The following is a 12,791-nucleotide window of genomic DNA, read 5'->3' on the forward strand; positions in this document are numbered from 1 at the left end:
TGCAAAGGGCGCTATCAATTTCGAACATCGAAAAAAATCAGGCGGTTCGGCCTCACCGGGATGACATCCCGCGTGGGGCTTTTTCGTTCATAGGTGCTTTTTGGACACTCGGACGGTTGTTCAGGTCGGCGTATTGTTTTCCCGCTCCGGTCCCTACGCGGATCTGGGCGAGCAGGGCTACGCTGGCACAATGGCTGGGATCGCCGCAGTCAATGCACGCACCGGCCTGCCGTTCCGGCTTGAGGCCAGTGTTGCCGATCCGAAGGGAAATACCGATCGCTATGCTGCGCTTGCCGCCGAGCTGGTGAGCGGTGGCGAGGTCCGACATATTGTCGGCTGCACGACATCCTGGAGCCGCAAAGAGGTCATCCCGGTCCTGGAAAAGACGCAGGCACTCCTCTGGTACCCCTGCGTCTACGAGGGGTTCGAGGCGAACGAGAATGTTGTCTATGTCGGTGCCTGCGCCAACCAGCACATTCTACCGCTTCTGGAATTCGCCCTTCCTGCCTTCGGCCGCCGGGGTTTTCTCCTCGGCTCCAACTACATTTGGGGCTGGGAGACCTGCCGTATTGCTCGTGATGTGATCCTGCGTTCCGGTGGCGAGGTCCTCGGCGAAAGGCACGTTCCGCTCGGCGACGCCGATATCGACCGTATCATCGATGAAATTCGCCGCAAAAAGCCGGATTTCATCCTTAATTCCCTGATCGGACCCTCATCCTATGCTTTCCTGCGCGCCTATCGCGCGCTCGGCGAGCGCGACGGCGATTTCGCGCCGGGCCGTCGCCCGGTGCTGAGCTGCAATCTCGGTGAGAACGAGATCGTCAAGATCATGCCCGCGGCCGAAGGGCACTACACCACAGCCACCTATTTCGAAACGCTGGAGACGCAGGAGAACGCGCGCTTTCTCGCGGGACTTCCAGAAGACGCTCGCGCCGCCGGCATTTCGGCCTTCTTCGCGCAGGCCTATTCGGCGGTTCTGCTGATCGCTGCCGGGATCGAGGTCGCAGGCGAAGCGGCGGCACTCGATGTGCTCGAAGCGGTCAAGGCACGCGCGGTCGAAACGCCCTTCGGCCCGTTGCGGATCGACCCGGCCAACAACCATATTCACGTGGTCGCGCATGTCGCTCGGGCGACTGCCGGCGGCCGTTATGATATCGTCCGGCAAGGACGCGACGCGATCGCACCGGATCCCTTCCTCATCCGCTCGGCGCTTGCCGTTCCCGCAATCGAAACCGCGACGACGCCGTCCCGACCACAGCTGAGACTCGTCTAATGAACAATGGCTTCATGACGCCTTCCTTCGAAGGCCTAAGAGCGCTGATCCTGCACCGCCAACACGCCAATACCGAGGCGCTGGAACGCCAGTTCGCGCGCATCGGCGTCAGCGCCGTGACCGTCTGGCCGGAGCTTGCGGCCGAACAGTCGTTTCAGGATTTCGACGTGCTGATGTTCGACGCAGACATGGGCTATGATGAGCAGTTTCCCTGGAGCGCCGGCGAGGCGCCCATTCCAACGATCGCCCTGATCGGCAGCGAAGCGCCGGGACGGATCACCTGGGCCGTCAGCCACGGCGCCGACGCGCAGCTGCTGAAGCCGATCGGCAGCTCGGGCGTCTATAGCGCGCTGGTCATTGCCACGCATGCGTTTAAACGCCGCAAGTCGCTCTCAAGCGAGGTCGCAACGCTCTCCGAACGTTTGGCGAACCGGGAAAACCTTGCCGAGGCCACCGCGATCCTGATGGTGCGGGAGCGGCTGCCGGCCAACGCCGCCTATGCGCTGCTTCGCCGCCGCGCGATGGACGAACGCCGAACGATCGACGAGGTCGCTCAAATCATTCTGGAGAAAACCGGGTTGAACGAGGGCAAGCGCCGTGGCTGAGGTCGCCATCTCCGTCCCTGTTGCCCCGACACCTGGCGTCTTTCGCCGCCTCCTGAAGCGCAAACTTGCCGTTTTCGGGCTGATCGTCATTGCACTGATCGTTTTCGCTGCAGTGTTTGCGCCATGGATCGTTCCTTACAATCCGGATGAACAGTTCTTCGAAGGACTGACGCTCGAGGGCGCGCCGCTCGCGCCGACCGCGCAGTTCTGGTTCGGCACCGATCTGGTCGGCCGCGATCTCCTGAGCCGCATCATCTACGGCGCGCGAACCTCGCTGATCATTGGCGTCATCGCCAACGGCGTTTCCGTCCTCATCGGCTCGGCGATCGGTATCACTGCCGGCTATTTCAAGGGCTGGGTGAGTACTGTGCTGATGCGTTTCACCGATCTGATGATGGCATTTCCGGCGCTGTTGCTTGCCATCGTGCTTGCGGCGATCTTCCGCCCGAGCCTCCTGATCGTTGCCATGGTGATCGCCATGGTCAACTGGGTGCAGATCGCCCGCGTGCTCTACACGGAAACGCGTTCGCTTGCCGAGCGGGATTTCGTAGAGGCTGAACGGGCGCTCGGAGCAGGGACTTTCCGCATCCTCACCCGCCACATTTTCCCGCATCTGGTATCGACCATCGTCGTCTATGCGACGCTCGGCATTGCAACGACGGTGCTGCTCGAGGCGACGCTCAGCTACCTCGGCATCGGCGTCCAGCCGCCGACCGCCTCCTGGGGCAACATCATCTTCGAGAACCAGACCTATTTCACCAGCGCGCCCTGGCTCGTCTTCATTCCGGGTTTTGCGATCATCTTGCTCGCGCTCGCGTTCAATCTCGTCGGCGATGCGCTGCGCGACATCCTCGACCCGACTCAGCAGGGGCACCACTGATGATCTCCTACATCGCCCGCCGCCTGCTGCAATCGGCGCTCATTCTGGTCGGCATCAGTCTGGTCACCTTCGTGCTGCTTTACCTTTTGCCGGCCGATCCGGCCCGCCAGATCGCCGGGCGCAGCGCGACGGCCGAGACAGTGGAAAGCATCCGTCAGCAACTCGGGCTCAACCTGCCATTCTACCAGCAGTATCTGCGCTATGCGACCGGACTGCTGCACGGCGATTTCGGCCGCTCCTACCTGCAGAAAACCGAGGTGGTAGAGCTGATCGCCTCGCGCCTGCCGGCAAGCCTGCTTCTGATGGCAGGGGCGATCACCTGCGAACTCATTCTCGGCATCGCCATGGGTCTCGTCTCGGCGCTGCGCCGTGGCTCGGGGCTCGACAACGGGCTGATGCTCCTTTCCTTCGTCGGCGTTTCGGCGCCGCAATTCGTTATCGGCATCCTGATGCTCTACGTTTTTTCCGTGCAGCTCGGCTGGTTTCCGATCGGCGGCTACGGCACCTTTTCGCATCTGGTGCTCCCGTCGCTCACTCTCGGAGTGCTGGGAGCGGGGTGGTATGCGCGCATGATGCGTTCCTCGATGATCGACGTGCTGCGCCAGGATTTCATCCGCACGGCTCATTCCAAGGGGCTTGGCCGCGCCACGGTGATTTTCCGCCACGCGCTGCCCAACGCCATTCTGCCGGTAATTGCGATGATCGGCATCGACATCGGGATGTTCATGTCGGGCATCGTCGTCGTCGAAAGCGTATTCGGGTGGCCCGGTATCGGCCAGCTTGCCTGGCAGGCGATCCAGCGGGTGGACATTCCGATCATCATGGGAGTCACGCTGGTCTCGGCCCTGGCCATCGTCGTCGGCAATCTCATGGCGGACCTCATCGCTCCGATGATCGATCCGCGCATCAAGCTTCGCTGACGATCGTCGGCGGATAACGTGAACAGGTACAAAAAAACCAGAGGAGAATTGCAAATGCGTAAGACACTTCTTGCAGGCGTGGCGTTCTTTGCCATTGCCGCAGCGGGCATGACGGCGGTACACGCCGATGACATCAAACAGGGCGGCCAGATGGTCGTGACCTACAAGGACGACGTGTCGACGCTCGATCCGGCCATCGGCTATGACTGGCAGAACTGGTCGATGATCAAGAGCCTGTTCGACGGTCTCATGGACTACGAACCCGGCACTTCCACACTTCGGAAAGATCTCGCCGAGGACTACACCATCTCCGACGACGGCAAGACCTTCACCTTCAAGCTGCGCAAGGGCGTGAAGTTCCACAACGGCCGCGAAATGACTGCCGAGGACGTGAAATACTCGCTGGACCGCGTCACCAACCCGGCGACCCAGAGCCCCGGCGCCGGCTTCTTTGGCTCGATCAAGGGCTTCGACAAGATGGCCGACGGTTCGGCCAAGTCGCTGGAGGGCGTCACTGTCGTTGATCCCTACACGATCAAGTTCGAACTGACCCGTCCGGACGCCACCTTCCTGCATGTCATGGCGATCAACTTCTCCTTTGTCGTCCCGAAGGAAGAAGTCGAAAAATGGGGCGCCGATTTCGGCAAGCATCCGGTCGGTACGGGCGCGTTCAAGCTGGGCGAGTGGACGCTCGGCCAGAAGCTCGTGTTCGAGCGTAACAAGGATTACTGGAACGCTGGCCTTCCGAAGCTCGACCAGATCACTTTTGAGGTTGGCCAGGAGCCGGTTGTGGCACTTCTGCGCCTGCAGAAAGGCGAGGTCGACGTCGCCGGCGACGGCATTCCGCCGGCGAAGTTCCTCGAGGTGAAGAACGATCCGACCTATGCCAAGCTGATTGTCGAGGGCGGTCAGCTGCACACCGGCTACGTCACCATGAAGACGACGATGAAGCCCTTCGACAACGTCAAGGTGCGCCAGGCCGTCAACATGGCGATCAACAAGGATCGCATCATCCGCATCATCAACGGCCGCGCCGTTCCGGCGAACCAGCCTCTGCCGCCGACCATGCCGGGCTTCGCCAAGGACTACGAAGGCTACAAGTACGACGTGGAGGGCGCCAAGAAGCTTTTGGCGGACGCCGGTCTGGCGGACGGATTCGAAACCGAACTCTATGTCTACAACACCGACCCGCAGCCTCGCATCGCCCAGGCGATCCAACAGGATCTCGCCGCCATCGGCATCAAGGCTGAAATCAAATCGCTGGCCCAGGCCAATGTCATTGCCGCCGGCGGTGAGCCGGACCAGGCGCCGATGGTCTGGTCGGGCGGCATGGCCTGGATCGCCGACTTCCCGGATCCGTCCAACTTCTACGGCCCGATCCTCGGCTGCTCGGGCGCGGTCAAGGGTGGTTGGAACTGGTCCTACTACTGCAACAAGGCGCTGGAAGAGCGCGCAACCGCGGCCGATTCGATCACCGATCCGGCCAAGAAGGCTGAGCGCGAGGAAGCCTGGCGGTCGATCTTCCTCGACATCATGAAGGATGCCCCGTGGGCACCGGTCTTCAACGAGCAGCGATTCACCATCCGCTCCGAGCGGCTCGGCGGTCCGGACGCGATTTTCGTCGATCCGGTCCACATCCCCATCAACTACGAGCAGGTTTACGCCAAAGATGTGCAATAACTGTAACTACACCATCCACGGCGCGCATCATCACTTCGGGTGGGATCGTTCGATCCCGCCCGTCGAGAAAGTCGCGCCAGGCTCGACGATCCGCTTCGAATGCATGGATAGCGGCAGCGGGCACTTCAATCCCAACAGCACCGCGGCCGATGTCGCGACGCTGGATTTCTCGAAGGTCAATCCGGTCACCGGTCCCGTCTATATCGACGGGGCCGAGCCCGGGGACGCGGTCAAGATCACCATCCACGAGTTCGAGCCGTCCGGTTTCGGCTGGACAGGGATCATTCCGGGTTTCGGACTTCTGGCGGATCAGTTCACCAGCCCGGCCCTGACGGTATGGAAATACGATCCCGTCAGCATGGAGCCGGCCATGTTCGGCAAGAACGGCCGCGTGCCGTTGAAACCGTTCGCCGGCACGATCGGGCTGGCGCTGGCGGAAGAAGGGCGTCATTCGGTTGTTCCGCCGCGGCGGGTGGGGGGCAACCTCGACATCAGGGACCTGTCCTCCGGCTCTGTGCTTTACCTGCCGGTTGAAGTCGCTGGCGGCCTGTTCTCGATCGGCGACACGCACGCTGCACAGGGCGATGGCGAGGTTTGCGGCACGGCGATCGAAAGCCAGATGAACCTCACGGTGACGCTGGATCTCGTCAAGGGCGCCAAGCTGTCCATGCCGCGCTTCACCACGCCCGGCCCGGTGACCCGTCATCTCGACGCCAAGGGCTACGAGGTGACGACCGGGATCGGAGCGGACCTGATGGATGGGGCCAAGGCCGCCGTTTCCAACATGGTCGATCTGCTCGGCAAGCTTTACAACCTCTCCGCCGACGACGCCTATATGCTCTGCTCGGTCTGCGGCGACCTGCGCATCAGCGAAATCGTCGACATGCCGAACTGGGTCGTGTCGTTCTACTTCCCGCGGATCGTGTTCGAATAAGCCATGCGGAGCCGCGTTTCAGACGCGGCTCCGCTTCTTTCACCCTTATTGATCGCAAGCCATGACGACGACGCACAAGACATCCTCAGAACCGCTACTTTCTGTTCGCGATCTCGTGACACAGGTGGCGACCCCCATGGGCGCGAAGACCGTCGTCGACGGCCTGAGTTTCGATCTCATGCGCGGCGAAACGCTGTGCATCGCCGGCGAAAGCGGTTCCGGCAAGTCGATGACGGCACTGTCGCTGATCCAGCTGCTGCCGAAACCGATGGCACGGGTCGCTTCCGGCCTGGCTCTGTTCAAGGGCCGTGATGTCTTCGCGCTCGACGACGAGGGATTGCGCAAGCTGCGCGGCAAGGAAATCGGAATGATCTTCCAGGAGCCGATGACCTCGCTCAATCCGGTGCTGACGATCGGGCGCCAGCTCGTCGAAGCGATCACGGCGCAACGGCCGATGAGCCATGCCGAAGGCATGGCCGAGGCCCTGCGGCTTCTCGAACAAGTGCAGATTTCAGACGCGGCACGGCGGTTAAGCCAATACCCGCATGAACTTTCAGGCGGCATGCGTCAACGTGTGATGATCGCGATCGCGCTGTCGCAAGGCCCCGATATCCTGATCGCCGACGAACCGACCACGGCGCTCGACGTAACCGTGCAGGCGCAAATCCTGAGCCTGATCCGCCACCTGCAGAAGGAGCATGGAACCGCGGTGATCATGATCACCCACGACATGGGCGTCGTCGCGGAAATGGCCGACCATGTCCTGGTGATGAAGAATGGCAAAGCCGTGGAATACGGCACCGTGCACGATATCTTCGAAAGACCGGGCGCGCCCTACACCCAGATGTTGCTCGAGGCGGTTCCAACGCTCGGGGAAATGCACGGCATCGACACGCCGAAGCGTGCAAAACCGATCCCGGCGGTTCCCGCTTCTGCCGCCACGGGGGCTGCGGCACGGACCGACGGGGCGCTGGTGGAGGTGAGGGATCTCACCGTCCGCTTCGACATCAAGGGCGGTATCCTCCAGCGTCCGGTGAGCCGCGTCCATGCGGTCGAGGGCCTGAGCTTCGAGATCGCGAAGGGCGAGACACTCTCGCTGGTCGGTGAAAGCGGCTGCGGCAAGTCGACGACCGGCAAGGCGCTGATGAACCTGATCCCGTGGACAGGCTCGATCCGGGTTGCCGGAAAGGAGACGAGCGGGCTCGGTCGCCGGGCGATGAAGCCGATCCTCCGCGACGTGCAGATGGTGTTCCAGGATCCCTATGCCTCGCTCGATCCGCGCTATCGCGTTGGCGATCTCGTGGCCGAGCCGTTGGTAATCCATGGCCTTGCCAAGGGGTCCGAGCTCAAGGACCGGGTGGAGTACTTGTTCCGCCGGGTTGGTCTGTCGCCGGATCAGATCAACCGCTATCCGCACGAATTTTCAGGCGGCCAGCGCCAGCGCATCTCGATTGCGCGCGCCTTGTCGCTGTCACCGAAGGTCATCATCGCGGACGAAAGCGTCTCGGCGCTCGACGTGTCGATCCAGGCGCAGGTTCTTGATCTACTGCAGGATATCCAGAACGAGACCGGCATCGCCTATCTGTTCATCTCCCACGACATGGCCGTGGTCGAACAGATCAGTCACCGCGTCGCGGTGATGTATATGGGCCAGTTCGTGGAAGTGGGAACCCGCCGGCAGATCTTCGAAAACCCGCGGCACAGCTATACCCGCCAGCTGCTCAGCGCGGTGCCGGTACCGGATCCACGCCGAGAGCGCCGGCTTTATGACGCCGCAGCGCGCGAGATCAAAAGCCCGATCCGGCCGCTCGGATACCAGCCGGTCTACAATCAGCTGACGGACATCGGCGATCGGCATCTGGTCGCGGCGGCCTGAGGCGATCACGGGCAGGGGACGGTGTTGCCCGCATTGCTGGGCGTCCGCCCACTTTGGTCATGAGGGATGACGAGTGGCGCACCTCACTCCAATAACCCTCCGCGACGACGTAACCGAAGATTTTGAGTGGGAGAGAAATCATGGATTGCGGCTCTCACCCCAGACCGGCCGCCGCGGCGATTTGCTAGACCGCCTTCAGATCCCCGAGCAATGTCGGAATGAGTTCGGACACGGTTGGATGGATCGGCACCGCCCATTTCAGCACCGGATAGGGCGCCTTGGCATTCATCGCGTCTATGAAACCGTGGATCGCCTCGTCACCCTCGATCCCGAGGATTGCAGCACCCAGGATCTGCTGCGTTTCGGCATCGGCGATCACCTTCATGAAGCCCTTGGTCTCGGCGCGCTCGTTGGCGCGGCCGACACGGCTCATCGGCCGTGTGGAGATCATGATGGTGCGGCCCGACGCCCGTGCTTCCTTCTCGGTCATCCCGACGCGACCGAGCGGCGGGTCGATATAGAGCGCATAAGCAGGAATGCGATCGCTGACCTTGCGATCCTCGCCGTCGAGAAGGTTCGCGGCAGCGATCTCGAAGTCATTGTAGGATGTGTGGGTAAAGGCGCCTCGGCCATTGCAATCGCCGAGCGCGAAGATCCCCTCGACATTGGTGGCAAGCTTGTCGTCAACGGTGATGTAACCGCGCCGGTCGGTGGCGACGCCTGCCTTGTCAAGACCGAGGTCGTCGGTGTTCGGCGTGCGCCCCGTGGCAACCAGCACGTGGCTCGCCTCAATGGCCGGCTGACAATTACCGATGCTGACACTGATGCCGTTGGCCGTCTTGGCAAATCCGATCCCGTCGGCATCCGTGTGTACGGCAATGTCTTCCGAGCGCAGGATGTCAGCGATCGCGTCTGAAATGTCGGCATCCTCACGCGAGGCAAGCTTCGGCCCGCGTTCGATCACCGTCACCTCAGCGCCGAACCGGCGGTACATCTGCGCGAACTCAAGCCCGATATAGCTGCCGCCGATGACAGCAAGGTGCCTCGGAAGACGGTCAAGATGGATGATCGAGGTGCTTGTCAGGTAGTCTATGCCGCCAATGCCGGGCATATCGGGAATGGTCGGCCGCGCGCCGACATTCAGGAAGATCTTTGGGGCCGTCATGATCTCGCCGTTGACGATCACGCTATGGGCGTCCTCGAAGCGGGCATGCCCATAGATGACGGTCATGCCGTCCATCCCGGCGAACCAGTTGATCAGGCCGTTGCGGGCGTTCATCGTCACGGTTTCGGCACGCTTGCGCACGACAGTCATGTCGATGCCCACGCCACCCGGCAGCACCACGCCGAAGTCCGCGCCGCGCCGCGCCATGTGGGCGGCACGGGCACTTGCCACCAGCGTCTTGGTGGGCATGCAGCCGGCATTGACACAGGTGCCGCCCAGGAACTTGCGTTCGATCAACGCCACCTTCATGCCATTGGCGACCATGCGCGCGGCGAGGAAGGGACCGGATTGGCCGGCCCCGATGACGATGGCGTCGAAACTAGGCATCACACTGCTCCCACGATGATGAGCGCGCCGATGATCGCAACCGCATCCTCGATCAGCGCTGCCGGTGTATCCTTGCCGAAGGCGGCGGCGAGTTTACCACGAGCCGCCGCTCCACCGAACGTGCCAATCGCTGCGCCAACGACGCCCGCAATCAGTCCGCCAATGAGTGAGACGCCGGTAACCCCGATCGTGGCGCCCGCCAGCCCGCCCATGATCAAGCGGGCGGCAAATTGCATCGGAACCTTGCGGGACGGGGTCGAGGGCAGCTGGTCGGTGATCAGCTCGACCACAGCGAGCAGGGTGAATACCCATGGGGCCCAACGGTATCCCATGAAGGCAAGCGGCGTCTGCGAAACGTCAAGCCAGCCGAGAGCAGCCGCCCAGGCAACGGCGGCAGGCGCCGTCATGGCCCTGAGACCCGCGATAATTCCAATCAGAAATGCAAGAAGCAAAAGCATGTGCAATCCCCCATGCCGCGCACAATCTAAGCGCGGTCATGGGAAGCTTGCACATTGTCGCGCAGGTTTCAATTTGCGCGATGGTTTACGTGTTTCAATTGGCGAAGGCGGCGATGCCCGTGACGGCGCGGCCGAGGATAAGGGCGTGGACGTCGTGGGTCCCCTCATAGGTGTTGACCACCTCGAGGTTGACGAGATGGCGGGCAATGCCGAACTCGTCGGAAATGCCATTGCCGCCGAGCATGTCGCGCGCCAGCCTTGCGATGTCGAGGGCCTTGCCACAGGAATTGCGCTTGACGATGGAGGTCAGTTCCACGGGCGGGTGCCCGTCCTCCTTCATGCGGCCGAGCCGGATGCAGCCCTGCAGGCCGAGCGCGATTTCGGTCATCATGTCGGCGAGCTTCTTCTGGATGAGCTGGTTGGCAGCCAGCGGCCGGCCGAACTGCTTGCGGTCGAGCACATATTGACGTGCCTTGGCATAGCAGTCCTCGGCAGCGCCGAGCGCCCCCCAGGCAATGCCGAAGCGGGCCGAGTTCAGGCAGGTGAACGGGCCCTTGAGGCCCGAGACATTGGGAAGCAGGTTCTCCTCCGGTACGAACACCTCATCCATCACCACCTCACCGGTGATCGAGGCGCGCAGGCCGACCTTGCCGTGGATCGCCGGCGCCGACAGGCCCTTCCAGCCCTTCTCGAGGATGAAGCCGCGTATGACGCCGTCTTCGGTCTTGGCCCAGACGACAAATACGTCGGCGATCGGGGCATTGGAAATCCAGGTCTTGGCGCCGGTCAGGCTGTAGCCCCCATCAACCTTTCTCGCCCGCGTCACCATCGAGCCCGGATCTGAGCCGTGGTTGGGTTCGGTGAGGCCAAAGCAGCCGATCCACTCGCCGGTCGCAAGCTTCGGCAGGTACTTCTGCTTCTGCGCCTCGGAGCCGAAGGCGTCGATCGGCACCATGACGAGGGACGACTGCACGCTCATCATCGAGCGGTAGCCGCTGTCGACGCGCTCAACCTCGCGGGCAATCAGACCGTAAGCGACATAGCCCAGGCCGGCGCCACCATACTCCGGCGCGATCGTCGGCCCGAGCAGTCCGAGTTCGCCCATTTCGCGAAAGATCTCCGGATCGGTCTTCTCGTGACGGAAGGCTTCGAGCACGCGCGGCGCCAGCTTGTCCTGTGCGTAAGCCTGCGCCGTCTCCTGCACCATGCGCTCCTCGTCGGTCAGCTGCTCGACAAGGCGAAACGGATCGGCCCAATCAAAGATCTCGCGGGTATGCTGCATGGTCACTTCTCCTCATTTACCTGCTGGCACCAACATCCTTCGGGCATAGACCCGGCCGTCGAATGGGTCAACTCGCCAAGAACACTGCTCGGTGGCGCCTTATCGCTTCACCCAGGGCGGGATGAACCTGACATCCTCGCCGGTCACCGCCTCGCGCAGGAAATCGATGACCGCACGCACCCGCGGCGACTGGCGAAGATCGCGATGGCAGGTGATCCAGTAGTGCCGCCTGAGATCGACCTCTTCAGGCAGAACCCGCTCGAGTTCGGGGTAGCGACTTGCGAAGAAATAGGGAAGCACGCAAAGCCCAAGACCGTTTCTGGTCGCCGTCAGCTGCGCAAAGATGCTCGAGCTCTGGAACTGCGGCTTGATGCGCGGATGCACGTCGCCAAGATAGTCGAGGCCAGGGGCGAAGATCATTTCCTCTATGTAGCTGATGAACGGGTGCCCCAGGAGGTCGTCGCGGCAGGTGATGGGCGCGCTTCGGTAGAGATAGTCCCGCGAGCCATAGACCTGAAGGTGGTAGTCGGTGAGCTTGTCGGAGAAATACGGTCCGCCCTTAGGCTCATCGAGAACGACGGTGATATCGGCCTCCTTGCGCGACAGCGACATGATCTGCTGGATCGTCACAAGTTCGAGCGACAAATTCGGATGCCTTGCGACGAACTGCGGCAACACACGCGCGAAGAAGAAATTGGAGAAGCCCTCGGGCGCACTGAGGCGTACCACGCCGCGTTGGGCCGTTGCGCCGTCGGTGAGGTCGGCGCGCAACCGCTCGGTCTCCTGCTCCATCTTCTCGGCTGTCTCGACGAAGCGGGCGCCCATCGCCGTCATCACATAGCCGCGAGGGTTGCGTTCGAAGAGCTTGACCTTGAGCGCAAACTCCAGCCGGTCGATGCGGCGCGACACGGTGGCGTGGCTGCTGCGCAATTGCCGCGCCGCAGTCGACAGCTGTCCGGTGCGGGCAACCGCGAGAAAGAACTGCAGGTCATCCCAGGTAAATTGCGGCGGATTGTTCATTCGGATCCCCCAAATCGGCGCTTGCATCATCCAGCCGTTCGATATTGGTCTTTCGTCTAATGCACCCCAGCCTGCACGTCGACGTCTTCCGCCCTAGGTTCCAACGCAAGCGCCCTAACGATCTGCATTCATTGGGGAACCGCGACAGACCAATAGTTCTGTTCAAAAACGAACAGATACTGTTTGGAATTAGTTGTAAAGCGGCCTTGCCTGATTGGTGCAATTCCTTGATCGTGGGGCATGCGCTGGCGGCCTTGAGGAGGGCGGCTGGCCAAATTTGAACAGATCCGCATTCTGGCCAATCTCTGGGA

Annotated in this window: 11 protein-coding genes; 7 read left to right on the forward strand and 4 right to left on the reverse strand. The window is 62.1% G+C overall.

Annotated elements, in window-relative coordinates; genetic code table 11:
• Positions 1–100 precede the first annotated feature (100 nt).
• The 7 genes from C934_RS0104230 (at position 101) to C934_RS0104260 (ending at position 8,168) form a co-directional block, all read left to right on the forward strand.
• Positions 101–1,273, forward strand: a complete 1,173-nt coding sequence (locus tag C934_RS0104230) for a transporter substrate-binding protein (RefSeq protein ID WP_037089238.1) — start codon at positions 101–103, stop codon at positions 1,271–1,273.
• Positions 1,273–1,878, forward strand: a complete 606-nt coding sequence (locus C934_RS0104235) for an ANTAR domain-containing response regulator (protein WP_018855453.1) — start codon at positions 1,273–1,275, stop codon at positions 1,876–1,878. Before C934_RS0104230 ends, C934_RS0104235 begins: the two co-directional genes overlap by 1 nt.
• Positions 1,871–2,758: an ABC transporter permease gene (locus C934_RS0104240; protein WP_018855454.1), complete on the forward strand. Its 888-nt coding sequence runs from the start codon at positions 1,871–1,873 to the stop codon at positions 2,756–2,758. The genes C934_RS0104235 and C934_RS0104240 overlap by 8 nt, the downstream gene beginning before the upstream one ends.
• Entirely contained in the window at positions 2,758–3,678 is a 921-nt protein-coding gene (locus C934_RS0104245; RefSeq protein ID WP_018855455.1) for an ABC transporter permease, read from the forward strand. The genes C934_RS0104240 and C934_RS0104245 overlap by 1 nt, the downstream gene beginning before the upstream one ends.
• Positions 3,679–3,732: 54 nt before the next feature.
• Entirely contained in the window at positions 3,733–5,358 is a 1,626-nt protein-coding gene (locus C934_RS0104250; RefSeq protein WP_018855456.1) for an ABC transporter substrate-binding protein, read from the forward strand.
• A complete protein-coding gene (locus C934_RS0104255) occupies positions 5,348–6,292 on the forward strand; it encodes an acetamidase/formamidase family protein (RefSeq protein ID WP_018855457.1) in 945 nt (314 codons plus the stop codon). Before C934_RS0104250 ends, C934_RS0104255 begins: the two co-directional genes overlap by 11 nt.
• Positions 6,293–6,353: 61 nt before the next feature.
• Entirely contained in the window at positions 6,354–8,168 is a 1,815-nt protein-coding gene (locus tag C934_RS0104260) for an ABC transporter ATP-binding protein (RefSeq protein ID WP_026371543.1), read from the forward strand.
• Between the two features lie 184 nt (positions 8,169–8,352).
• Here C934_RS0104260 and C934_RS0104265 read toward each other — a convergent pair whose 3' ends face one another.
• The 4 genes from C934_RS0104265 to C934_RS0104280 form a co-directional block, all read right to left on the reverse strand.
• Positions 8,353–9,720: an FAD-containing oxidoreductase gene (locus tag C934_RS0104265; RefSeq protein WP_018855459.1), complete on the reverse strand. Its 1,368-nt coding sequence runs from the start codon at positions 9,718–9,720 to the stop codon at positions 8,353–8,355.
• Entirely contained in the window at positions 9,720–10,178 is a 459-nt protein-coding gene (locus C934_RS0104270; protein ID WP_018855460.1) for a membrane protein, read from the reverse strand. Before C934_RS0104270 ends, C934_RS0104265 begins: the two co-directional genes overlap by 1 nt.
• 94 nt (positions 10,179–10,272) lie before the next feature.
• Positions 10,273–11,460: an acyl-CoA dehydrogenase gene (locus tag C934_RS0104275; protein ID WP_018855461.1), complete on the reverse strand. Its 1,188-nt coding sequence runs from the start codon at positions 11,458–11,460 to the stop codon at positions 10,273–10,275.
• 99 nt (positions 11,461–11,559) lie between these two features.
• Positions 11,560–12,480 carry a LysR family transcriptional regulator gene (locus C934_RS0104280; RefSeq protein WP_026371544.1) on the reverse strand — a complete coding sequence of 307 codons (921 nt, stop codon included), beginning with the start codon at positions 12,478–12,480 and terminating at the stop codon, positions 11,560–11,562.
• Between the last annotated feature and the right edge of the window lie 311 nt (positions 12,481–12,791).

This window comes from Rhizobium sp. 42MFCr.1, assembly GCF_000377185.1.
Taxonomy (GTDB): Bacteria; Pseudomonadota; Alphaproteobacteria; order Rhizobiales; family Rhizobiaceae; genus Rhizobium; species Rhizobium altiplani.

Bases quoted from the DNA above. Each gene is read 5' to 3' on its own strand.
- C934_RS0104255 (WP_018855457.1), top strand. From the start codon at position 5,348: ATGTGCAATAACTGTAACTACACCATCCACGGCGCGCATCATCACTTC.
- C934_RS0104265 (WP_018855459.1), bottom strand. From the start codon at position 9,720: ATGCCTAGTTTCGACGCCATCGTCATCGGGGCCGGCCAATCCGGTCCC.
- C934_RS0104260 (WP_026371543.1), top strand. From the start codon at position 6,354: ATGACGACGACGCACAAGACATCCTCAGAACCGCTACTTTCTGTTCGC.
- C934_RS0104250 (WP_018855456.1), top strand. From the start codon at position 3,733: ATGCGTAAGACACTTCTTGCAGGCGTGGCGTTCTTTGCCATTGCCGCA.
- C934_RS0104235 (WP_018855453.1), top strand. From the start codon at position 1,273: ATGAACAATGGCTTCATGACGCCTTCCTTCGAAGGCCTAAGAGCGCTG.
- C934_RS0104275 (WP_018855461.1), bottom strand. From the start codon at position 11,460: ATGCAGCATACCCGCGAGATCTTTGATTGGGCCGATCCGTTTCGCCTT.
- C934_RS0104245 (WP_018855455.1), top strand. From the start codon at position 2,758: ATGATCTCCTACATCGCCCGCCGCCTGCTGCAATCGGCGCTCATTCTG.
- C934_RS0104270 (WP_018855460.1), bottom strand. From the start codon at position 10,178: ATGCTTTTGCTTCTTGCATTTCTGATTGGAATTATCGCGGGTCTCAGG.
- C934_RS0104280 (WP_026371544.1), bottom strand. From the start codon at position 12,480: ATGAACAATCCGCCGCAATTTACCTGGGATGACCTGCAGTTCTTTCTC.